21 protein-coding genes and 1 pseudogene are annotated in these 22738 nt (G+C 58.4%); 14 read left to right on the top strand and 8 right to left on the bottom strand.

Translation table 11 applies throughout. The annotated features are described in order from the left end of the window. Positions 1-2: 2 nt before the first annotated feature. Positions 3-1046, top strand: a complete 1044-nt coding sequence (locus BBG20_RS16730; RefSeq protein ID WP_065905282.1) for a hypothetical protein — start codon at positions 3-5, stop codon at positions 1044-1046. 28 nt (positions 1047-1074) lie between these two features. Beyond that, positions 1075-2142, top strand: a complete 1068-nt coding sequence (locus BBG20_RS16725; protein ID WP_065905280.1) for a carbohydrate kinase family protein — start codon at positions 1075-1077, stop codon at positions 2140-2142. Between the two features lies 1 nt (position 2143). On the opposite strand, the gene BBG20_RS16720 is transcribed toward BBG20_RS16725, so the two are convergent. The 3 genes and pseudogenes from BBG20_RS16720 to BBG20_RS16715 form a co-directional block, all read right to left on the bottom strand. Further along, positions 2144-2656, bottom strand: coding sequence for an NADAR family protein (locus tag BBG20_RS16720; protein WP_065905278.1), 513 nt, complete (start codon positions 2654-2656; stop codon positions 2144-2146). 585 nt (positions 2657-3241) lie between these two features. Beyond that, a pseudogene (locus tag BBG20_RS32590) lies at positions 3242-3497 on the bottom strand (IS3 family transposase); the annotation flags it as partial. Next, positions 3498-4304 carry an MFS transporter gene (locus BBG20_RS16715; protein WP_226939995.1) on the bottom strand — a complete coding sequence of 269 codons (807 nt, stop codon included), beginning with the start codon at positions 4302-4304 and terminating at the stop codon, positions 3498-3500. 281 nt (positions 4305-4585) lie between these two features. Here BBG20_RS16715 and BBG20_RS16710 point away from each other — a divergent pair, with 281 nt between their 5' ends. Both BBG20_RS16710 and BBG20_RS16705 read left to right on the top strand, forming a co-directional pair. Continuing rightward, positions 4586-6025: an ATPase domain-containing protein gene (locus tag BBG20_RS16710; protein WP_065905302.1), complete on the top strand. Its 1440-nt coding sequence runs from the start codon at positions 4586-4588 to the stop codon at positions 6023-6025. A gap of 23 nt (positions 6026-6048) precedes the next feature. Next, positions 6049-6414, top strand: a complete 366-nt coding sequence (locus BBG20_RS16705; protein ID WP_065905277.1) for a response regulator — start codon at positions 6049-6051, stop codon at positions 6412-6414. A gap of 210 nt (positions 6415-6624) precedes the next feature. On the opposite strand, the gene BBG20_RS16700 is transcribed toward BBG20_RS16705, so the two are convergent. The 3 genes from BBG20_RS16700 to BBG20_RS16690 form a co-directional block, all read right to left on the bottom strand. Continuing rightward, entirely contained in the window at positions 6625-6873 is a 249-nt protein-coding gene (locus BBG20_RS16700; protein WP_065905276.1) for a CsbD family protein, read from the bottom strand. A gap of 212 nt (positions 6874-7085) precedes the next feature. Beyond that, positions 7086-8465, bottom strand: coding sequence for a heavy metal sensor histidine kinase (locus BBG20_RS16695; protein ID WP_065905275.1), 1380 nt, complete (start codon positions 8463-8465; stop codon positions 7086-7088). Continuing rightward, positions 8462-9133 (bottom strand): heavy metal response regulator transcription factor, encoded by a 672-nt coding sequence (locus BBG20_RS16690; protein ID WP_065905273.1) that lies wholly within the window; start codon positions 9131-9133, stop codon positions 8462-8464. The genes BBG20_RS16695 and BBG20_RS16690 overlap by 4 nt, the downstream gene beginning before the upstream one ends. A 146-nt stretch (positions 9134-9279) precedes the next feature. Between BBG20_RS16690 and BBG20_RS16685 the strand changes: the two genes are divergently transcribed. From BBG20_RS16685 to BBG20_RS16675, 3 genes are all read left to right on the top strand, one after another. Further along, positions 9280-9783 (top strand): GlcG/HbpS family heme-binding protein, encoded by a 504-nt coding sequence (locus BBG20_RS16685; RefSeq protein WP_065905271.1) that lies wholly within the window; start codon positions 9280-9282, stop codon positions 9781-9783. A gap of 10 nt (positions 9784-9793) precedes the next feature. Then, positions 9794-10204 carry a hydroxyisourate hydrolase gene (uraH, locus tag BBG20_RS16680; RefSeq protein WP_065905269.1) on the top strand — a complete coding sequence of 137 codons (411 nt, stop codon included), beginning with the start codon at positions 9794-9796 and terminating at the stop codon, positions 10202-10204. Between the two features lie 218 nt (positions 10205-10422). Then, positions 10423-11742 (top strand): hypothetical protein, encoded by a 1320-nt coding sequence (locus tag BBG20_RS16675; RefSeq protein ID WP_065905267.1) that lies wholly within the window; start codon positions 10423-10425, stop codon positions 11740-11742. A gap of 91 nt (positions 11743-11833) precedes the next feature. Here BBG20_RS16675 and BBG20_RS16670 read toward each other — a convergent pair whose 3' ends face one another. Further along, entirely contained in the window at positions 11834-12667 is an 834-nt protein-coding gene (locus tag BBG20_RS16670; protein WP_065905265.1) for an oxidoreductase, read from the bottom strand. A gap of 317 nt (positions 12668-12984) precedes the next feature. On the opposite strand from BBG20_RS16670, the gene BBG20_RS16665 reads away from it, so the two are divergent. Further along, a complete protein-coding gene (locus tag BBG20_RS16665) occupies positions 12985-14112 on the top strand; it encodes an FAD-dependent oxidoreductase (protein ID WP_065905263.1) in 1128 nt (375 codons plus the stop codon). Between the two features lie 21 nt (positions 14113-14133). On the opposite strand, the gene BBG20_RS16660 is transcribed toward BBG20_RS16665, so the two are convergent. Continuing rightward, positions 14134-15078, bottom strand: a complete 945-nt coding sequence (locus tag BBG20_RS16660; protein WP_065905261.1) for a LysR family transcriptional regulator — start codon at positions 15076-15078, stop codon at positions 14134-14136. A 103-nt stretch (positions 15079-15181) separates the two neighbouring features. Between BBG20_RS16660 and araD1 the strand changes: the two genes are divergently transcribed. The 6 genes from araD1 (at position 15182) to BBG20_RS31870 (ending at position 22728) form a co-directional block, all read left to right on the top strand. Further along, positions 15182-16180: an AraD1 family protein gene (gene araD1 / locus BBG20_RS16655; protein ID WP_065905259.1), complete on the top strand. Its 999-nt coding sequence runs from the start codon at positions 15182-15184 to the stop codon at positions 16178-16180. Positions 16181-16248: 68 nt separating this feature from the next. After that, the gene (locus BBG20_RS16650; RefSeq protein WP_065905300.1) at positions 16249-17568 is read left to right on the top strand and encodes an MFS transporter; all 1320 of its coding nucleotides are present in this window, start codon (positions 16249-16251) and stop codon (positions 17566-17568) included. Between the two features lie 45 nt (positions 17569-17613). Then, positions 17614-19170 (top strand): UxaA family hydrolase, encoded by a 1557-nt coding sequence (locus BBG20_RS16645; protein ID WP_065905258.1) that lies wholly within the window; start codon positions 17614-17616, stop codon positions 19168-19170. A 116-nt stretch (positions 19171-19286) separates the two neighbouring features. Next, a complete protein-coding gene (locus BBG20_RS16640; protein WP_065905256.1) occupies positions 19287-20873 on the top strand; it encodes an aldehyde dehydrogenase (NADP(+)) in 1587 nt (528 codons plus the stop codon). Between the two features lie 164 nt (positions 20874-21037). Then, positions 21038-22576 (top strand): cryptochrome/photolyase family protein, encoded by a 1539-nt coding sequence (locus BBG20_RS16635; protein ID WP_065905254.1) that lies wholly within the window; start codon positions 21038-21040, stop codon positions 22574-22576. Further along, the gene (locus BBG20_RS31870; protein WP_083221410.1) at positions 22573-22728 is read left to right on the top strand and encodes a DUF2256 domain-containing protein; all 156 of its coding nucleotides are present in this window, start codon (positions 22573-22575) and stop codon (positions 22726-22728) included. Before BBG20_RS16635 ends, BBG20_RS31870 begins: the two co-directional genes overlap by 4 nt. The last annotated feature ends 10 nt before the right edge of the window (positions 22729-22738 follow it).

Below are 22738 nucleotides of genomic sequence, written 5' to 3'. Positions count from 1 at the left end.
TTGTGAATTTGATTACTCACAAGGACACCGAGGAGTGTCACGCGTTTTTCAACGGCTACTTCACTCTGCCCAAAAAAGCGCTTTTCGTGGGCACACTGGGCTTCAACGACGCATGCCTGTACTTCCCAAGGATGATCTGCGATCTGGAGTGCTTTGATTTTCTCTTCTTGATCGAAAAGCGCCCGGAGGTTTCGCCGGTCCTTGAGCAGGCTGCAGAGCAAAATAGGCAGGAGCTGATGAAAATGCTGAGCCGGCACAAGCTCAGCTTCGAATCTGTCCTTGTTATCGCGGATGATACAGCTAGCACAGCCGGCAGGAATGCAGCCACAACCTTCGATAAATGGCTGGCAAATTGCTATACCGACGTGATTGTGGATGCGACCACTATGTCCAGGGGCGTCTGTTTCCCTTTGGTGAAGCAAGCATACGAGAGTAAGACCAGCGCTCATGTAGTGATCGCTGATCGTATTGCCTCTCCGCTGAAGACCACTGCCATGTACACCGACTCGCCGCAGTACATGCATGGTTTCCAGGCAGATATGGACACCGATAAGGTCAAAGACGCGATCAAGCTTTGGATCCCTCAGCTTTCCGAGAACAACCATGACTCGCTGGAGCGCATTTTTCGTAAGGAACGTCCAGACGAGGTTGCCCCCATTCTCCCCTTCCCAGCAGTGAACCCTCGCCGTGGCGATGAACTTATGCGCGAATTTCATGACCTGATTCTTTCAGATTGGGATGTGAACCTGCTCGACATAATCTATGCACACGAGTCAGATCCGACGGATGTGTTCGAGACGATCAAGCGCATTCACTGTGGCCGAGAAGTTGCTCTGGACGGCTTCCAAAAAACCCCGCCACGTACCATCTTGTCGCCCAGCGGCAGCAAGATGGGTAGCCTGGGTATGCTTTTTGCCGCCATAGCGCTTGATCTTCCAGTGGTATACTCGGAGACGATGGGATATAGATGTGAACAGCAAATAGTCCCACCCGTCTCAACAGAGATGCCAGACCGCATGTGGCACGCTTGGTTACGCCATCTGTAAGGGTTACCCTAGATGGAGAGGAGGATGTATGTGGCAGCAGAATCGAATCGTCGGTACCGGGCTCTTTGCCTTGGACGTGATTTTAGGAGCGGACTCTCGCCGCTTGGGTTCTGCACTAGGTGGGTCGACAGGTAACGTTTTGTCCATCCTGGGTTCCCTGGGTTGGGCCGCTACGCCTGTTGCAAGCTTTGGCCAAGACCCTGCCGGCGAACGACTCTGCAATGAACTTCAAGCCATTGGGGCAGATCTCCGATTCGTAGATTTTTCCAGCTCCCAACGCACGAATGTGATCTACCAGCATCAATTAGCGCATCAAATTGGTAGCTCTCCGACACACCGCTTTAGCTTCAGTTGCCCGTGCTGTGGTAAGAAGCATTACCCTGTAGTCGAGTGTGATGACCGCATTGTCAACAAAGCTCTGCACGGGCAATCAACGACCGATGTGTTCTATCTTGATCGGCCTACCAAGGCAGGCTATGAGCTAGCCAAGTCCTATTATGAGTCTGGAGCCTTGGTCGTCTTCGAGCCCTCTACTGCCGGCGACGATGAAGATCTTTTTTCCGCAATTCTTCAGAACGTCCACATCATCAAATACGCGGATGAACGCTTCCATTCGTTTTCGCGACCACTCCCCAGCTCCATTCTGGTTGAAATCCAGACTCTAGGCCCACGTGGCCTGCGCTTCCGCGGTCCAACCTCCGGCGGTTCATGGCGCCAACTGTCAGCCTTTCGCCTGCCGGAGATTGAAGACACTGCCGGTGCAGGTGACTGGTGCACCGCTGGATTGGTTTACTCCCTACAGCAAAACCGCGTGCACGCCTGGAATGACCTCAAGGAAAGCGAAGTGGAACACGCGCTGGCGTTTGGTCAGGCGCTTTCTTCAATGAACTGCCTAACCCGAGGCGCTCGAGGGCTGCTGGGGGTTCTTACACCCGACGAGATTCTTTCGTTTGCCCAGCAGCTGTGCACTGGCCGCGATAATCATTCAAGCGGACCAGCGACAGCCTCGCAACTTGGGAAGCTTGCCTGGCAGAAGGCACACACCATCGCGGTCAGTAGCACGGACCCGCTTGAAGTGTGCTGTCAGGCCCGCTGATTTAGTCGACTGATACATCAACTTTCCGCGTTTTTTTAACAGCTCTTACTGGCTTTGCTTCTGCCTTGAGAAGCTCGTCGCGAACCTCCATCAGCAGCACGCCGAGCATGTTCTTGCCCTTGCCATTGACCTCCCCCCAAGTCCTGTTGACCTCGTTATCAACAGTGGCCGACTCGACGAGTCGGGCCTCACCGGTAGAAAGCAGGAGCGCTTTCAGATCCTCATGCTGAGTGAACTTGGCCAGGAGAATGGCTCGCATGCGCTCAAATTTAACTTTCGACCAGCCCGGGCGGATGTCCCACCAGTAAAGACCGTGAGCAGCCATTGCCACTAGCGCTGGCGATGGAGCTGCAAGGATCCAATCCCGCACGGTTTCCTTGCGAGGCTTGCCCGCTTGGTAAGCGTGCTCGGAGGTGGGATACAAGACATCCTCAAACAACACTTCGCGCTTATACAGGTTGCTTAAAGCCCCATAAGGCTTTTCATTTGCACGGTAGAACCGAATTTCCTGCATTACTGCTCCTCACCTAACGACTATCGGCCTGAGGCCAAGCATATGGCTTACCAAGGCGGCACGCTAGAACGCAAACGTTGTTTATCACTGATAACGATGCTGGCAGATCAAGCTCTGGACTATTTGCGCTGAGAAAGAGATTGACCGTCGCTCCACTCGACGCCTGGTAGCCCTTGTAGCAAACCACGACACAAGGAATGGCTGCTGCACAGTTCGCCAAGAAGCCCTACGCCTGAGGCACCATTCGTAATCGGAGAATTACACTGTGGGTGCACACCTCCTTCTCCGAAGCGCCCCAGCTATTAATGCTGCGGGACATTGGGACCGTTAGAGATTGAGGCTACGAGGCCAAGTGGGTTGGGAAACTAGGTCTGTGAACATCGATCGATGAACAGGCGCGTTAATTTCATGGGCGCTGGGCAAGCATTCTTGGCTTACTGATCTGCTTATGAACATCTGACATCGCCCACTTGTTAAATCACATATCATGTTAGCGATGTTCATGAGCTTTCTAGGGCACTGATTCGGCGAAGTCTTTTTTACGTCTACTATCTCAACGGGCAAAGCTGACACTGTACTTTTTCAACTGGTCATTTTCGCTGTCATTGACCAGTCAACGACCTCACGAGAACACATATCCAACACCACCGCCAAATACAACCAGCCTTCATACGCTCGCTACACGATGACGGCCACAATCCTCACCGACCTCGCGCAGGTCTTTTTGGATTTTGCAATAGCTATAAACGCCGTCGCTCTGCAGCCAGGAATGCTTGATCAGATCCACCAGTTGCTGGTCGTCTTTGGCGCGTACAGATTGCGGCTCAGACAACCAGGCGTATCAAACCGACAGGCCCTTGTACTTGGGGATAGTCAGTGCCAGCGCGACGACAGCCAATACAAGCGGTAAAAACGACACCCACAACACTGTGTTCCAGCCATATACCGACAGCAGCCCACCCGATGAAAAAGACCCGATCGCCATCACGCCGAACACGATGAAATCATTGAGCGATTGAAGACGCGTCTTCTCTTCGGGCCGATGGCATTCCAGCACCAGTACGGACGCGCCCAGGAAGCCGAAATTCCAACCCAGCCCCAGCAGGATCAGCGAGCCGTCAAAATGCATCACCTCGGTCCCGCCAAGTCCAACTGCAGCAGAAAGCCCCGTTAACGCCAGGCCGGCTACTGCAACACGAACGGCACCGAACCGCGTGATGAGGTGGCCAGTGAAGAAGCTGGGTGCGTACATGGCGATGACGTGCCATTGCAGTCCCAGGTTGGCCGAGGCCTGCGAATGCCCGCAGAGGTGCATGGCCAGCGGCGCTGCCGTCATCAGGAAATTCATCAGCATGTAGGACGCCGCACCGCACGTCGCGGCAGCGATGAAACGCGGCTGCCGCGCAATCAGCCCGAGTGGGCGCCCTCCTCCAAGCTCTTCAGCTGTTGGCATCGGCAGCTTCACACCCAGCAGGATGAGCGCCGAGACCGCCGCAACGGCGGCTTGCGCCAAAAAGGTGGGGGCGAATGGGCCGAAACAGACGTGCGCCTGGATAAAAACCTCAAAACGGTGGACTTCGTTGCACATCGGCGGACGCTTACGATTAACACCCGGGGAGTGTGGCAATAACGCATCAGGCCAGCTCAACGCCCCTCCTACGCTTTGCCTGACTTCATTCCACTTGTCGCAAACGCTCGCTGTCTCTAACTGCAATTGAATCACTGCGAGATTAAAGGGTCATCTGCTAGCAAGGCTGATTTCGCCGTGACTTTAGAGAGTCTAAGTCCGAGTTCAAGGCGGCTGGAATGGGCCATATAACGCTCTAAGTCAGCCATGCTTTAGCCGAGAATGGCCCCAGAACGAAAATGGCGTTAGCATTCCGGCTCACTCGGCTTAAACAGCCTGTTTTTTCAGATCAGGGTCGCAACGTGGAAAAGCTAAAACGCCTCCAAAGTGGAATCGAAGGGCTCGATGCTCTGCTCAAGGGAGGGCTGGTCGCAGGCGCTTCATACATAATCCAAGGGCGCCCGGGATCTGGAAAAACGATCCTCGCCAACCAACTTGGGTTCCATCATGCGAGCAATGGAGGCCGGGTTCTGGTCGCCACGCTTCTGGCCGAGTCACATGACCGCCTGTTTCAGTTTCTTTCTACGCTAAGCTTTTTCGACTCGTCCAAAGTCGGCGCCGAAATTCAATTTGTCAGTGCTTTTGACACCCTGGAAAACGAAGGCCTGGATGAAGTAGTAAAGCTGCTTCGGCGCGAGATAAGTCGCCAAAAAGCCACCGTGATGGTAGTCGACGGCTTGCTCAATGCGCGCTCAAAAGCCGATTCGCACATCGACACCAAGAAATTCATTTCAGAGTTGCAAGGGCATGCGGCTTTCGCCGGTTGCACCGTCCTGTTTCTTACCAGTTCGCGACTCGATGACGGCAGCCCTGAGCACACGATGGTAGACGGCGTGATTGAGATGGGTGAAGAACTATATGGCACTCGCTCGGTGCGCCGTATTCAACTGCGTAAAACTCGCGGCAGTGGGGCAATGACAGGCCTTCATGAATGTGAGATCACCGACAACGGATTGGTGGTTTACCCTCGACTCGAAAGTCTTTACAGCCACCCGTCCGCCCCAGACAGCGCCGACATGACGCGCATTGCCAGTGGCATTGACTCACTGGACGACATATTGGGCGGAGGCCTTTACAGTTCCAGTGTGACTCTGGTCATTGGCCCATCAGGAATTGGCAAAACCACGCTGGGCCTCAAATTCCTGGCCGAATCGACGGTGGAGGCTCCGGGACTGCATTTTGGTTTCTACGAGAGCCCACAGCGGTTGCGGCTTAAAGGCCAATCACTGGGTATCGATATCAAAGGTATGGAAGACAGTGGCGCCCTGAACATTGCCTGGCAGCCGACTACCGAAGGGCTGCTGGATGGCCTGGGGGCACGATTGCTGAGCATCGTTGAAGATAAGGGCATCAAGCGCCTGTTCATCGATAGCCTCAGCGGTATGACGCGCGTCTCGACAAATCCCGCGCGTATTACTGACTTCTTCAGTGCGCTGATGAACGAGTTGCGATCCAGGGGCGTTACGGTATTTGCGTCCTGGGAAATGCGCGATCTTTTTGGCTCAGAGGTCAGTGCACCGAACTCTGACCTGTCCAGCATCGTCGACAATCTGATGCTGATGCGGTTCTCTGAGAATCACTCTGAACTAAGCAGGACGCTATCCATTCTTAAAGTAAGAGACAGCTCTTACGATCCCTCTCGATTTGAGGTCGTCATCCGTGATCATGATGTTTTCCTGAAAAAGGCTTTAAGACATGAACCCTCAGTCCCCACTGATTCATGCCACGGTTCAACTTTTTAAGCTTTTGAGCAGGTTGTATTAACATGACCACCATCCTGGTCGTCGACGACGAGTATTTGATCGCTGATATTCTCTGCTTCGCGCTGGAGGATGAGGGGTTCATGGTGGTGACCGCCAGCAATGGTCAAAAAGGACTCGAGGTGCTCAATAGAGAACAGCCAGCCTTGATCATTACCGACTTTATGATGCCGGTCATGGATGGCCTGGAATTCGCCACAGCTGTCCGAGCCCTCCCGTCCGCTGGCCATTTGCCGATTATCTTGATGAGCGGTGCTCAGGCACATATCGGTATGCAAAGATCAGATTTGTTTGATGCTGTATTGGCCAAGCCATTTAATATCGACTTGATCATCGCCGAGGTTCGAAAGCTCCTGGCGAACAGGCCATGATGGTGTAGATGATCAATCACAGCTGACAACTTCGGATACGACCCAGTGCAGCCGTTAGAGGCCTCTACGATGCGGCTGCCGACGCGGCGAGCCAGCGAGATCAGCAGCGTGGATGCCTGCCTGAATCGCCTCCCTCCTCCTCTCCTGCTGGGAAGCCCTGGAGAGTCAGAAGGAAGGTTTCGGAAAAGCTATTGACGGCCTACTCCTGGCTCAGCGCCGCAGGAGACGGTCAAGCACCAGCAGTGCTACTGCGCCGATTGCCAGTGCGGCAACAGGCTTCTCTTTAACGAACGTCGAAACACTGTCCAGTGCGTCGCCGTAAGTCTGGGTCAGCTGACCCGCCGCTTGGCGTCCGGCGCCTTCGGCTTCCAGCTTCGAATCACCGAACAGTTTTCCCACGGCGCTTTGTGCCTTGCCAGTCAGCTTTTCTGCAACACCTTCTACCTGTTCACTTTTCATGATTCATAAACCTTCGTGTCAGTGGAAACTCAAATTAAGCCAACTGCTCTGGCGACCAGAGGAATAGGCGTCTTATCGGGACAGAAAAGTTGACCGGTGGGGATGAGCGGGAGTTCCACTTTTTATGACCACCGCTGGTCATTGACGCCCACAAAAAAAAGAGGCGCTGCGAAAAGCACCTCTCTCCTTACACTTAGTCGTTAGACGCTGAATCAGACAACGCGAGGGTTTTGCGCAGGAAACTCCAGGCGAAAGCTCGTTCCTGATGAACGGCTGTCTACGGTCACCCGGCCGCCATGTAACTGCATGATTGAATGCACGATGGCCAACCCCAGGCCCCCGGAATCATCCGGCTGATTGCGTGATGGGTCGCACCGGTAGAAGCGCTCAAAAAGTCGCGGTAGGTGCTCCGCGGCAATGGGCGGGCCCTGGTTGTGTACAGAGACTTCGACCCCAGCCTCGCGCACCACGCTGCGGATAATCACCTCCGCCGCGGGAGAACCGTAGCGCAGGGCGTTGGCCACCAGGTTAGCCAAGGCTCGGCGGATCAAGGCCGGATCGGCACGCAACTCGCCATGGGCCTGATTAATCAGGGTGACGTCGCGTTCTTGCGCCACACCTTCGAAATACTCACACAGTTGCTCGACCAGTTCATGCAGGTTGATGAGTTCGTCCTGCACGGATGCTTGCGGCTGCTCAGTCCGTGCGAGGAACAGCATACTGTCGATCATCCGCGCCAGACGCTCATATTCTTCCTGGTTCGACACCAGCAGGTTTTGATAGTCCTCGATGGAGCGGCTGTGCCTCAAGCTTTGCTGGGTATGCCCCATCAGGTTGCTCAGTGGCGTACGCATCTCGTGGGCGAGGTCTTCCGAGAACCGTGATAGCTGGGCGAACCCGCCTTCAAGACGTGCAAGCATTTGATTGAGCGCATGGCTGAGCACTTGCAGCTCACTCAGCTCGTTGAACTCGTCCAGCCGCAGATGCAGATGTTGCACATCAATCGCGGCGGCGCGCTGAGCCAGCCTGCGCACAGGCTGCAAGCCTCGTCGACTGACCCACCCGCCGAGCACAAAAGCCAGCAGCGCGCCGACTGACAGGGCGAGCCAGAGCTTGAGACGGTAAGCCGCCAGCATCTGCTCGCGCTCACTCAACAACTTGCCGGCAATCAGCGTCAAGCCGCGACCACCCTGCATGACATGCTGCCAGGCAAGCCGCACTGGCACCGAAGAGTCGCCGTCACCGAGCTGAGCCTGGGCCGCAGCCGGTAACGTGGGCAAGCGCATGCTGACGGGGTTGATTTCGATCAGTACCTGGCCGGTGTCATCGACAATCCACAGCAGGTTGTCGCGATTGCCCAGCATGTTTTCGTAGAGCTTGGGCCGATTTCTGAGTTGCTCGACGCTGACACTGTCGTTGATCAGTGCTTGCATGCGCTCCAGGCGCCCGAGCAGCGCCTGGTCATCGCGCCACGCGATTTCTCGCTGTAGCGACTGATAAAGATAAAACCCGATGGAGCCCAGCAGCAACGCGCTGACCAACGCGAACATGACCGCCAGGCGCAAGCTCAGGGTACGCGGAAACAGTTTCAGGATTGCACCTCAAGCATGTAGCCGATGCCCCGCACGGTGTGTATCAACTTGAGCGGGTAAGGATCGTCAACCTTGGCGCGCAGTCGCCGAATGGCGACATCGACCACATTGGTATCGCTGTCAAAGTTCATCTGCCAGATCTGCGAAGCAATCGAGGAGCGAGATAGCACCTCGCCTTCCCGACTGACCAGCAGGTGCAACAAGGCAAACTCCTTGTTGGTCAGGGTCAGCCGTTCACCCTGGCGCGTGACCTTGCGGCGCAACAGGTCCAGGCTGAGGTCTGCAACCAGGAACTGCTCGACTTCACGGGGCGGCCCCCTGCGCAGCAGCGTACGTACGCGCGCCAACAACTCGGCATAGGAAAAAGGTTTGACCAGGTAATCATCGGCGCCTGACTCGAGCCCTTTGACCCGATCCTCCACAGAATCCCTGGCGGTCAGGAAAAGCACCGGGGTTTGCCACTTGCGCCGAATGATCTGGAGCAGTTGCCAGCCGTCCAGGCGCGGCAGCATGACGTCCAGAATGATCAAGTCGAACTCACTTTCCTGCGCCAGATACTGGCCCTCCAGGCCATCCAGGGCGACTTCTACCACGTAGCCCGATTCAGTCAGGGCTTTGTGCAGGTAATCCGCGGTTTTCGCTTCATCTTCAACAACCAGGATACGCATCTTTTCCTCCAGAACTGGAGCATAGGCTAGCGCGCCTGAGCGTTTTGGCACATTACATCTTGGTAATCATCAGGCAATCATTCTGACGGCCCGCACGCGTCATCCTGCCTGACCACGACTCAGCCAGACCCAACAAAGGAAAAAGCATGCGGACAAGCCTATCGAACTTATTGCTGATGCCACTCGCAATGAGCTCTGCGCTCGCGGTTGCATCTGCGGATCAAGTTGTGCAGCGCAACGACGTATCACTGGCAATCGCCAATGATTTGCTGAATGCCGCGCTGGCAGCGTGTCATGCCGATGGTCGTACAGGTGTTGCGGCAATTGTCGACCGAGGAGGCAATTTAGTCGCCCTGCAGCGTGACGATAACGTTGGCCCACACAATACATTGGCAGCCCAGCGCAAGGCCTATACCGCCCTATCGACCAAGACCCCGACACGGCTATTGGCAGAGCGTGCCCGCAGCACCCCCGATGCGGAAAACCTCAACACCCTACATGAGCTATTGCTGCTAGGCGGCGGAGTGCCATTGCTGTTTGAAGGGCAAGTCATTGGCGCAATAGGCGTGGCCGGCGCCGGTGGTGCAGCAACCGATGAAGGTTGCGCATTAGCCGCGATCAACAAAATTCTACCTACCGTCAAAAACTAAGGACATCCTCATGACTGGATTAAAATCGTTGTTCGCTGGCGTTGTATTGAGTGTCGCCTCTTCGCTGGCATTCGCGGCAGGAAACCCGCTCAGCGTGCATGTACTCAACCTGCAAGATGGTCTGCCGTCCCCGGGCGTCAATGTCACGCTGGAAAAACAGGACGGCAACAACTGGAACCTGCTCAACAGCGCTGCGACCAACGAGCAAGGGCGTATTCCCGGCCTGTACCCGGAAGGTAAGGCCCTGGAGAAAGGCACCTACCGTGTCACCTTCAAAACCGGTGAGTGGTTCAAGGCTCACAAAGTCTCGAGTTTCTTCCCCGAAGTACCGGTCATTTTTGAAGTAGACGGTACCCTTGCGCACTACCACATCCCGCTACTGCTCAGTCCCTACGGTTTCTCGACCTACAGAGGCAATTGAGCGTCGACCTAACGCAGAGACAAGGCCGCCCTCACCAGATGGGCGGCATTTGTGCCTGACACCGATTCGATCAAAAGAGTCGTTGGGAAAATGCAGCGGCATCTAAATGCCCGCGTACATCAGATGTTGAACGCTCTAGGGATATCAATAGGTGCAATAGAACTGGAAAGGACAGCAACGCCACTAAGCTGCACGCTGAATAAGTTTGGAGCCATGGTATGAGTTGTGTTCCTCCCGGCAATAGCGCTTCGATAGCGCCGCTGATGATTTGCAACACTAACGACCCGATTCATGCTGCTGTGGCCCGCGGCGATAGCAAGCAGGTGTTGCAAGCGCGCATCGAAGGCAGGCGCGCCGACGTGCTGGATAGCGAACGTCGCTCGCCTATCGATGTGCTGGAGAGCATGCGTGACCTGGACAAGCGCAGCCTCTCCCGCATGCGCATTGCCTTGTTGCAATCCTTAAACCCTACTGCACCTCTGGGCTACATCAAGCCCGAAGCCCTGCATGGTTCCCCCTGGGGCCTGGAAATACTGACCTCTGGCTCGCTCAAGGGCGGTGTCAATGATGCCAAGGGGGGCTCACAGTCGTTGAATGGTCGGGTATTTTTCTCTGATCGAACGCCTGAAAGTGCCACGGATGCCACGACCCGTAAAAATCTGCGCACCAAGGCCCGTACCTACTCACGAGGCCTCGGGATTGTGCCCTCTAACGCGTCATCCCGCGCCCAGCAACACCGTTTGACCCAGATCCTCACACACTCAACGGATCGAGGTTCGCCACTTTCGCTGACTTACAAGCCGGTGACGCTCGCTATAAAAGATCCCCAGGCTATCGATGCTGAGGGTAGCGCGTGGCTGCAAAACTTTCTGCATGATGCCTATATCGTTTCCGGTGCTGCCAGCAAGCTGCTCACCGCGCCCCCTGAGCAAAGCGTCAACGCGGTGAAACTTCCTCGCAGCATAACGTTTAAGTTCGAGAACGCCCCCGACTGTGTGCTCGAAGGTAAAGCGCTGGAGGTCCTTTATACGCAGTGGGCTTGCAAACTACGCGAGGCGTTGGAGCAGGGTAAAGCGCCTTATTTGAGCCTGCTCAATAAAGGCACGGTAATACCGGTAGTGTTTGGTTTTGAAAAACTCAGGAATCTTTCCTCCCACCCTATTCATGACCACTCGGGCAACGCCACCAAGCTCTATTCATACCAAAATCAGAATCACCCACTGTCGGGTGGTGCAAACGGCGGCAAACTTAAGGAAATAGAAGTGCGCAGCCTGGCAGATCTGGCCACTTTACTGCTCGGATGCGAAGTTAAAAGTACTCAACTACCAGAAGAGGTGCTGGTCCGGATCAAGGGTAAGAGGGAAGACCAAGCCGAGTACCTGACGCCTGCCCAGCTCAGCCAGTTTCGGCAGAGAGTCTTGGCTCAGGCTGCCCTCCATGCCCCCCAAGGCTCAAGCCTGGCTCTGGCGTCCATGAGTCACTTGCAGCAGATCAATGCGATCGTGCGTAGCGAAAATCTCCAAAATCATTGGGTATGAGAGCGATAGGAGACATCCAGCGTGAAGACACGCGCCTTATGCCAGGCGGCTGGGTGACAACCACCCTCCTCCCTTGCCAATTCCCGGCTTCTTAACCATCCGTAGAACGCGTCAGTGCCTCCCAGTGGCTAATATCGCGCAGGGATTGCTCAAGTTTTTCGCGCACGTATCCCAGCGCGTCACTGCCCAGCAGCAGGTGGGCCGGTGGATTGTCGCTGGCGATCAACTGCAGCATGGCGTGCGCAGCCTTCTGCGGGTCGCCCAATTGGTGGCCGCTCTTGGCTTCACGCGCCTGGCGCACCGGATCAAAGCTGGCGTCGTAGTCGGCAATGCTGCGCGGCGTACGCTGCATGGAGCGGCCGGCCCAATCGGTGCGAAACGAGCCCGGCGCCACGGCGGTCACGAAGATATTGAACGGCTTGAGCTCCTTGCTCAGCGTGTCGGAGATGCCTTCGAGCGCGAATTTGCTGCCGCAGTAGTAGGCGATCCCAGGCATAGTAATGGTGCCGCCCATGGACGTGATGTTGATGATGTGTCCGCGGCGACGCTCCCGGAAATACGGCACAAAGGCCTTGGTCACGGCAACTGCGCCGAACACGTTGACGTCGAACTGGCGGCGCATGTCTTCCAGCGACGACTCTTCGAAAATCCCCTCGTGGCCGTACCCGGCGTTGTTCACCAGGACGTCCACCGGGCCGTAGCGGGTCTCCATGTCGGCGACGACGCTGTCGATCCGCGCAAAGTCGGTGACATCCAGAATCACCCCGTGGGCACGTTCGGCAGACAACGCCTCGAATGCTTCAAGGGCTGCCTCATTACGCACGGTACCGATCACACGGTGACCGGCCGCTAATGCCTCGGTCGCGAGGGCCTTGCCAAAGCCGCTGCTGATACCGGTGATGAACAGGGTTTTGTGAGTGCTCATGCATATGCCTCTCGGTTAATGAGTACTGATGGTAGTCAAGTCACCGCTGCCGACCTATGCCGGATCATCTGTGAGGCTTGCCTATTCCTATCAGCCCTGCGAGGAATGGATTGGTATTGCTGGCAGGCTGTGGAGATGCGCTGCACGTCCCCGCTGGAATGACTGCGCCTGATCTGTAGCGCCCCGCGGCTTGGCTGAACAATCATTGGTTGCAGGCCTACCCCTTTCTGCCGGCAAAATAGGGTAAAAATCTCCGGCCAACGATGGCCGGGACATGCCGCGCAGCCGGCCCCTTTCTCACAGCCAACAGGTACCTTATGCACACCTGCGTCACAATCATCGGGGCTGGCCTGGGCGGCCTCATCCTGGCGCGTGTCCTGCACGTCCACGGCATTGCCGCCACGGTCTATGAAGCCGAGCCGTCGGCAACCGCACGCGCGCAAGGCGGGATGCTCGACATCCACGACTACAACGGCCAACTGGCTTTGCAGGCGGCGGGCCTGACGGATGAATTCCGCGCCCTTGTCCTGGAAGGTCGCGAGGCGACTCGAGTGCTTGATTGGGACGGCACCGTTCTGTTGGACCAACCCGACGACGGCACTGGTGGGCGTCCCGAGGTCATGCGTGGCGAGCTGCGCAAGATGCTTCTCGATTCACTGCCTGCCGGTACCGTGCGCTGGGGCCACAAGGTCAATAGCGTGCGTGCCCTGGGCGCGGGTCGCCATGAGGTGACCTTCGCCGACGGCACTCACGTTGTCACCGACCTGCTGGTGGGGGCCGACGGTGCCTGGTCTAAAGTCCGCCCGCTGCTCAGCACCGCCGTCCCCGAGTACATGGGCCGCTCGTTCATTGAAACCTACCTGTACGACAGCGACACCCGCCACCCCGCCACCGCCCAGGCGGTAGGGGGCGGTGCGATGTTCGCCGTGCAACCCGCAAAAGGCATCCAGGCGCACCGTGAGGCGGGCTCCACGCTGCACACCTATGTCGCCATCACCGCGCCCCAGGAGTGGTTTGCCGCCATCGATTTCACTCACACGCCAACAGCGGCAGCACGGATCGCGCAGGTATTCACAGGCTGGTCCCCTGCCATCACGGCACTGATTACCCACAGTGACACCGAACTGGTATGGCGCCCGCTCTTCACGCTGCCGGTTGAACACCACTGGAACCGAGTGCCGGGCGTGACGCTGGTGGGGGATGCCGCACACCTTGCAGCCCCGAATGGCGAAGGTGCCAACCTGGCCATGTACGATGGCGCCGAACTCGGCAAAGCCATCGCCTCACACCCGGATGACGTCGAAGCCGCGCTGCACGCGTACGAACAGGCGATGTTCCCGCGCAGCGCGCAAACGGCTGCAGAGTGCAATGAACTGCATGAGTTGCTGTTTGGTGACGACGCACCGCACAGCCTGGTGAGCATGTTCAACGGCGCAGGTACTTGAACACGGGACGCTTCAGTCCTATCAAACGCCTGCTGCTGGGCTCACGCTTGCACCGGTGAGTTCTTCAATCAACAGAACCATCGGCGCCGTGTACTCCACATCGGCCCGCGTCACGATTTCATAGGGCTCGCTGGTCGACTGAATGGTCAACGCCAGCTTGACCAACATGCCGTGGTCGAGTGCCATTTGCGCCACATCGTTCGGCATGACGGCGACCAGGTTCGGGTCCTTGAGCAACAGCGACAAGGTCGTGAATGTCGATGAGGTCTCGATGGCGTACAGCGGGAAGCTCAACCCCACTTGGCGAAACTCGCGTTCCAAAGTCAGACGCATGGGCATATTCACCGGGAAGACTACCCAATGGCTGTCCATGAGGTCGGCGAGTTGCAGCGTCTGCGCGCGGGCCAGTCGATGCCCCGGGTTGGCCACCACGACCAGCGGCTCCTGTGCGCGGAAACGGGTTTGGTAAGCCGTCGGGCGTGGGCTGACGCTGGTTCGACAGATCGCCACATCCAACCGACCCTGATCCAGCAAGCTCAATAGCCGCGAGCTGGTGTCCTCGACAATTGCAATCGACAGCTCCGGCTGTTTATCGCGAAGGCGCGCCAGGCTCTCCACCAATGCCGGCACGGCTCCCATGATGGTGCCCACCGCCAGGCGTCCACCGTGTCCCTTGAGAATGCCGACCATTTCCTCGCGAAGGTGCTCGAGGTCGGTGTGAATCAAACGCGCATAACGAATCACGCAGCGGCCTAGGTCGTTGGCTTCCAAACCTTTGCTCGTGCGTTCGAAGAGGCTTGAGCCGAAGATGGTTTCGATTTCCTGCAATGCCTTGGTGGCACCGGGTTGAGACAGCGCCATGATCTCCGACGCCTTGCGCACCGAGCCGTGCTCGTCGAGGGCAATCAAGAGGCGCAATTGCTTGAGCCTCAGGCGAGATACGATGGATGAGAAGGACGGAAGCATGGATATACCTGAAAGTTATCGCTCGGGTCGTAACTCTCATTAGGCAGCAACAGCCTGGAAATTTAAAGTGGCCCCAACGATAACAACAAGCTGAGGCTCCTCCATGCGATTAATCCAATTTGAAGACTCCACTGGCCAGCGTGGAGTCGGCGTCGTCGAAGGCGACTCGATTCAAGTCGTCAACGGTGCATCCAGCACCCGCACGCTTGCCCTCGCCGCGATTGCCAATGGTCGCAGCCTGCTCAAGGAAGTCGAGGCCAGGGGCACCACCCTCGGTCCTGAAGGTTATACCCACGTGCTGGAAGCCCGCCGAGTCCTGCCGCCCCTCGACCATGAAGACCCCGCGCACTGCCTGATCAGCGGCACTGGCCTGACCCACCTGGGAAGCGCCTCCACCCGCGACCAGATGCACCAGCAAAAAGTCGACGACAAGGCCGCACTTACCGACACCGCCAGAATGTTCCAATGGGGCCTCGACGGCGGCCGTCCGGCGGCAGGAACAGTGGGCGCCCAGCCGGAATGGTTCTACAAGGGCGACGGTTCCATTGTGGTACGCCCGAACCAGGCCTTCCAGTCGCCGGACTTCGCCGAAGATGCGGGTGAAGAACCAGAGCTGACCGGTCTCTACGTGATCGGCGAAGACGGCAAGCCCTACCGCCTGGGCTTTGCCTTGGGCAACGAGTTCTCCGACCATGTCATGGAGCGTCGCAATTACCTCTACCTGGCACATTCCAAGCTGCGTAACTGCTCCTATGGGCCAGAGCTGCGCGTGGGCGAGTTGCCCCGGCACCTGGCGGGGACCAGCCGGATCTGGCGCGACGGCACCGTGTTATGGGAGAAAGAGTTCCTGAGTGGCGAGGACAACATGTGCCACAGCCTGGAGAACCTTGAGTACCACCACTTCAAGTACGCCCAGTTCCTGCGTCCAGGTGACGTGCATGTGCACTTCTTCGGCACCGCCACCCTGTCGGTAGCCGATAACATCAAGACCCAGCCGGGCGACCGTTTCGAAGTCAGCATGCGTGAGTTCGGTGAACCGCTGTGCAACACCATCGAAGTGGTTGCACCCGCCTTCAACACTGGAGAAGTACAGACGCTCTGACCGATGCGGCCCTTGATCGGGCCTCAAGCAAGGCTGCATTTCATAATAAACATAAGAGTGAGATGAAAATGACCACTGGCAATGCACAGGTCGTTACCGCTACGACAGCGAGTCCCGCCATCACCGCCCGCCCGACCACCGTACGTTGGAGGATTTTCCTGCTCCTGCTGCTGCTCTCGGCCATCAACTACATCGACCGGGCTTCACTGTCGGTTGCACTGCCGCTGATTTCAGCTGATTTCAACATGACGCCGGCGCTTGAAGGGTTGATGCTGAGTGCATTCTTCTGGTCGTACGCGCTGATGCAGATCCCCGGCGGCATGCTGCTCGACCGTTTCCAGACGCGCAATATCGTCGGCATTGCCACGGTCGGCTGGGGCCTGTTCCAGGCCTTGGCGGGCGGCGCGCATAACTGGATCACGTTGCTCATCACCCGCATCGGCCTGGGTGTCGCGGAGTCGCCGATCATGCCGGCCGGCGCCAAGCTCAACGGTGCCTGGCTGACGCCCAATGAACGCGGGCGCGGCGCCACCCTGGTTGACGGCGGCGCGCCGCTGGGCACTGCACTGGGCGCAATCCTGATCGCAGGGCTGATCACCTGGTTTGATTCCTGGCGGATCGCATTCGTCATCGCGGGCGTCGGCACCATGGTCGTGGGCATATGGGCGTGGTGGTACATCAGGAACCATCCCAGTGAACACCCGAAAGTCAATGCTGCAGAGCTGGCCTACATCACCGATGCCAACGAAGCCGCGAAGAAAGCCACCGGTGGACGCAAGGCGATCCTCAAGGACCTGCTCAAGAGTCGTTCGGTACTGGCCATGTTCGCGGGGTACGCGTGCTACAACAGTGTGTTCTACGGCCTGCTGACCTGGATGCCAAGCTACTTGCACAAAGCCCATAACCTCGACATCAAGGCCATGGGCGGCGCCACCTTCCTGATCTTCATATGCGGCTTCATCGGCGAACTGTTTGGTGGTTGGGTGTCGGATAAATGGAAGGCTGCCGGCGGCCAACCCAACACGGTCATGCGCAGCATGTTCGCAGGCTCCGCCGCAATTGCTGCGATCTGTATCCTCGCCGTGGCCTACAGCAGTGACGCCGTCGTGGTTATCTCGCTGCTCTGTGTCGCGCTGTTTTTCATTCGCTGGTGCGGCATGTACTGGTGCCTGCCCGCCATTCTCGGCGGCCAGTCCAAAGCCGGCGTGTTGGGCGGCAGCATGAACTTCTGCGGCAATATGGTCGGGGTGATCGTGCCTATCCTGATCGGCCTGATCGTGCAATTCACCGGTTCGTACTTCCTGGCGCTGATCTTCTTCGTCGTCATGGCTTCAGGATTGATGCTGTTCTCCAGCCTGATTGATTATCGCGAGCGTGGGTTGGCCTGACCTGCCCGACTCCATAGCGCTCCCTGAAAAACCGAGGCAACCGTCATGCAACTCATAACTACAACAGGCAGCGAGACCGCTGCCAATGCCGTGATCAGACTCAATGTGCTCGACGATGTGTTGATCGCGCGGCAACCGCTGATCAAGGGCCTGGAGCTCAAGGCCGAAGGCATCCAGGTACTTGAGCCGGTGCCCTCCGGCCACAAAGTCGCTGCGCGTCATATCGACGTGGGCCAACCCGTGCGCCGCTACGGGCAGATCATCGGCTTCGCGAGCCAGCCAATCGAAGCGGGACAGCATGTGCACGTCCACAACGTCGCAATGGGCGATTTCTCTCGGGACTATGCCTTCGGCGTCGATGCCAAAGGCAGTCCTGCGCCCACCGCAGAGACGTTCATGGGCATCGTGCGCGCCGATGGCCGTGTCGCGACCCGCAACTACATCGGCATTCTGACCTCGGTCAATTGCTCGGCGACGGTGGCGCGTGCGATTGCCGATTACTTCCGCCGCGACATTCATCCTGAAGCGCTGGTCGAGTACCCCAACGTCGATGGTGTCGTTGCGCTCACCCACGGCGTTGGCTGCGCAGTCGACCCCGGCGGCGAGGCACTGGCCATGCTGCGCAGGACACTGGGCGGTTATGCCGTCCACCCTAACTTTGCCTCGGTGCTGCTGATTGGGCTGGGGTGCGAGACCAACCAGATCCCCGAATTGCTCTCCGCCCAGGGCCTTGAAAGCAGCGATTCGTTGCGCACATTTACCATCCAGGGCACCGGTGGCACCTCCAAGACCATTGCCAGTGGCATTGCTCAAGTGAAGTCGCTGCTGGCCGAAGCCAACCAGGTCAAGCGTGAGCCGGTCAGCGCCAAACACCTGATTATCGGCCTGCAATGCGGTGGTTCGGACGGTTACTCGGGCATCACCGCCAACCCGGCGCTGGGCAATGCCGTGGACCGCCTGGTGGCCGCCGGCGGCACCGCGATCCTGTCGGAAACCCCGGAGGTCTACGGCGCCGAGCACTTGCTGACCCGTCGCGCCGTCAGCCAGCAAGTGGGTGAAAAACTCATCGCGCGCATTCATTGGTGGGAAGCCTACTGCAAGCGCATGGATGCCGAGCTGAACAACAACCCGTCGGCGGGCAACAAGGCCGGTGGCCTGACCACCATCCTGGAAAAATCCCTCGGCGCCGTGGCCAAGGCCGGCTCGACCGATCTGGTCGACGTCTACGAATACGCTGAAACCGTCAGGGCCCACGGCCTGGTGTTCATGGACACCCCCGGTTATGACCCGATCTCCGCCACCGGCCAGGTCGCCGGCGGCGCCAATCTGATTGCCTTCACTACAGGGCGCGGATCGGCTTATGGGTGTGCACCCTCGCCGTCGATCAAGCTCGCCACCAACAACCGTCTGTGGGAAACCCAGGAAGAGGACATGGACGTCAACTGCGGCGGGATTGCCGACGGCACCATGACCATTGAGGAGCGCGGCGAATACATCTTTCGCATGATGCTGCGCATCGCCTCAGGCGACAAAAGCAAAAGTGAACAGCATGGCTACGGCCAGAACGAATTCGTGCCCTGGCAGATCGGTGCGATCACTTAAGGCCCTGCATTCACTTCGACACACCGGCTCCCGTCGTCCCGCACGATGCGGAGCCGCTTTAGTTTGTCGGTGTCGAGCCTGGCATTTCTCTTCATCCTCCAATCAGGAACCCTGACATGACTCAGATTCTCGGTCAGAACTACATCGGTGGTCAGCGACTTGGCGCGGGCAACGTGCAGCTGCACAGTTTCGATGCGACAACCGGCGAAGCCCTCCCGGGCCACTTCATCCAGGCCACACAAGACGAGGTCGACGCGGCAGCCAAGGCGGCCGGCGCCGCCTACCCGATTTACCGCAACCTGCCAGCCGCGCGCCGCGCCGAGTTCCTGGAGGCCATCGCTGACGAGCTGGATGCCCTCGGCGACGATTTCGTCAGCACCGTCTGCCGTGAGACCGCCTTGCCTGCCGGACGTATCCAGGGTGAGCGTGGCCGCACCAGCGGGCAAATGCGCCTGTTCGCCAAGGTACTGCGGCGAGGCGACTTCTACGGTGCGCGCATTGACCGCGCCCTGCCGGATCGAGCGCCCCTGCCCCGCCCTGACTTGCGCCAGTTCCGGATCGCGGTGGGCCCCGTCGCCGTGTTCGGCGCGAGCAACTTCCCGCTGGCGTTTTCGACTGCCGGTGGCGACACCGCTTCTGCCCTGGCAGCGGGCTGCCCGGTGGTGTTCAAGGCTCACAGCGGCCACATGGCGACCGCTGAATGGGTCGCGGACGCGATCATGCGGGCCGCGCAGCGCACCGGTATGCCCGCCGGCGTGTTCAACATGATCTATGGCGGGGGCGTCGGCGAGTGGCTGGTGAAACATCCCGCCATCCAAGCCGTGGGGTTCACCGGCTCGCTCAAGGGCGGCAATGCGCTGTGCAAGATGGCCGCGCAACGTCCGCAACCGATTCCGGTGTTTGCCGAGATGTCGAGCATCAACCCGGTGATTATTCTGCCCCAGGCCCTGCAAGTGCGCGGCGAGACCATCGCCAAGGAGTTGGCCGGCTCGGTGACCTTGGGTTGCGGGCAATTCTGTACCAATCCCGGGTTGATCATTGGCCTGCGATCGGCAGATTTCAGCGCCTTCCTGCAACGCTTCACCGCGCAGATGCATGACCAGCCGGCCCAGACGATGCTCAACGCAGGCGCCTTGGCCAGCTATGCCAGCGGTCTGCAACACCTGCACGCGCATCCGGGCGTGGAGCACCTGGCGGGCAATCCTCAGCAAGGGAAACAGGCCCAGCCACAATTGTTCAAAGCCGATGTCAGCCTGCTGCTCAACGGTGACGAATTGCTCCAGGAAGAAGTGTTCGGCCCTGCCACCATCGTTATTGAAGTCGCCGACCAGGCGCAACTGGTCGCCGCACTCAATGGGCTGCGCGGGCAACTGACCGCCACCGTGCTGGGCGAAGCCGATGAGTTGCTCGAATACAGCTGGTTGACCGGCTTGCTGCAGGAGAAAGTCGGACGGATCCTGTTGAACGGCTATCCAACCGGTGTTGAAGTCACCGACACCATGGTGCATGGCGGGCCTTACCCGGCGACGTCCGACGCGCGCGGCACGTCGGTGGGAACCTTGGCGATTGATCGCTTCCTGCGTCCGGTCTGCTTCCAGAACTACCCCGACGCCCTCTTGCCCGAAGCGCTTCAAGATGCCAACCCGCTTGGCATTGCGCGCTTGGTCGACGGCGAACACACGCGTACTGCCCTGGGCAACTAAAGCGAGCGGGGAATAAAAACGCTTCAATAGAGAACCCGACCGCTGTGTCGGGTTTTCTGTTTATGGCGGATTGTCAGTCCATCCCTTTAAGCCTATCGTGTTAAAAACTTATACAAGGACATAGGCTATGTACAACAAATCGCAGTGGTCGGCGATGTTCTGCAATGGATAAGACTCACCGACTGTGCCTGGTCCTGGGCGACCAGTTGTCTTTTGACCTGGCCTCCTTGAAGGCGTTGGATGCCGAACACGACACGGTGTTGCTGGTCGAGGTGATGGAGGAAGCCAGCCACGTGGCCCATCACCCGCAGAAGATCGCACTGATCTTCAGCGCGATGCGCCATTTCGCCCAGGCGCTGCAACAGCGGGGCATCCGCGTGCATTACGTTACCCTCGATGATCCGCACAACAGCGGCTCGGTGCCGGGCGAGTTGCAGCGCTGGCAGTTGCTGCTGCAGCCCGACTCGCTGCATCTGACCGAGTGCGGTGACTGGCGCCTGGAGCAGTCCCTCAAGACATGCGGCTTGGCCATCCAGTGGCATACCGATAGCCGCTTCCTCTGCACCCGGTCCGGATTCTCGTCCTGGGCCGCCGGCAAAAAGCAGCTGCGCATGGAGTTTTTCTACCGTGAGATGCGGCGCAAGAGCGGCCTGCTGGTCAATGGCGACGGCAGCCCGGTGGGCGGCGCCTGGAACTTTGATGCCGACAACCGCAAGGCGCTGCCCAAGCAGGTGAGAGCGCCCCTGCCGATGCGCTTTACCGCAGATGCCATCACCCAGGAGGTGCTGGCGCTGGTGGCGAAGAACTTCACCGAACATTATGGCGACCTTGGCTCCTTTGACTACCCGGTGACCCACGCCGACGCCCAGGCGCTGTGGGAGTACTTCCTCGACTGGGGGTTGGCGGCGTTCGGTGACTATCAGGATGCCATGGCCAGCGATGAACCCTTCCTGTTTCATGCCCGGATCAGCGCCGCGCTGAATATCGGCCTGCTGGACCTGCGCCAGGTGTGCCAGGACGTCGAGTCGGCGTATTGGGCGCAGAGGATTCCCCTCAACGCCGCCGAAGGTTTTATCCGCCAACTCATCGGTTGGCGCGAATATGTCCGCGGTGTCTACTGGCTGAAAATGCCGGACTACGCCAGCGGCAATCTGTTTGGCAACAGCAGGCCGCTTCCGGAGTTCTACTGGACGGGCGAGACCCAAATGAACTGCATGCGCCAGGCGATCGGCCAAAGCCTGAAGCATGCCTATGCCCACCATATCCAGCGGCTGATGGTGACCGGCAACTTTGCGCTGCTGGCCGGCATCACGCCGAATCAGATTTGCGACTGGTACCTGGCGATTTACATGGACGCGTTCGACTGGGTCGAGTTGCCCAATACACTGGGCATGGTCATGCACGCAGACGGCGGCTACCTGGGCTCCAAGCCTTATTGCGCGAGTGGGCAATATATAAAACGCATGTCCGACTACTGCGGCAACTGCGCGTACAAGGTCAGTGAAAGCACCACTGATGACGCCTGCCCGTTCAATGCGCTTTACTGGCACTTCCTCATGCGTCACGGCGACCTTCTGCGCAGCAATCCGCGCATGGGCATGGTCTACAAAAACCTCGACCGAATGACTGAGCCCAAACAACAAGCGCTCTGGGACCGCGGCCAGACACTGCTCGCCAGGCTCGATGCCGGGGAGTGGTTGTGAAGAAGAGCGAACTCCCGGTGAAAAAATGCGTGGTCTGTGGATTGGATTTCGCCTGGCGCAAGAAATGGGCACGCTGTTGGGATGAAGTGCGCTACTGCTCGCAGCGTTGCCGACGACACAAGCCGTCAGCACCGGGCAGCCCACCCGCCTGAACACCTGTTG

This window comes from Pseudomonas aylmerensis (genome assembly GCF_001702265.1).
Classification (GTDB): domain Bacteria; phylum Pseudomonadota; class Gammaproteobacteria; order Pseudomonadales; family Pseudomonadaceae; genus Aquipseudomonas; species Aquipseudomonas aylmerensis.
The sequence above is the reverse complement of the archived record's forward strand: the minus strand, read 5'-3'. Positions and strand labels throughout refer to the sequence as shown.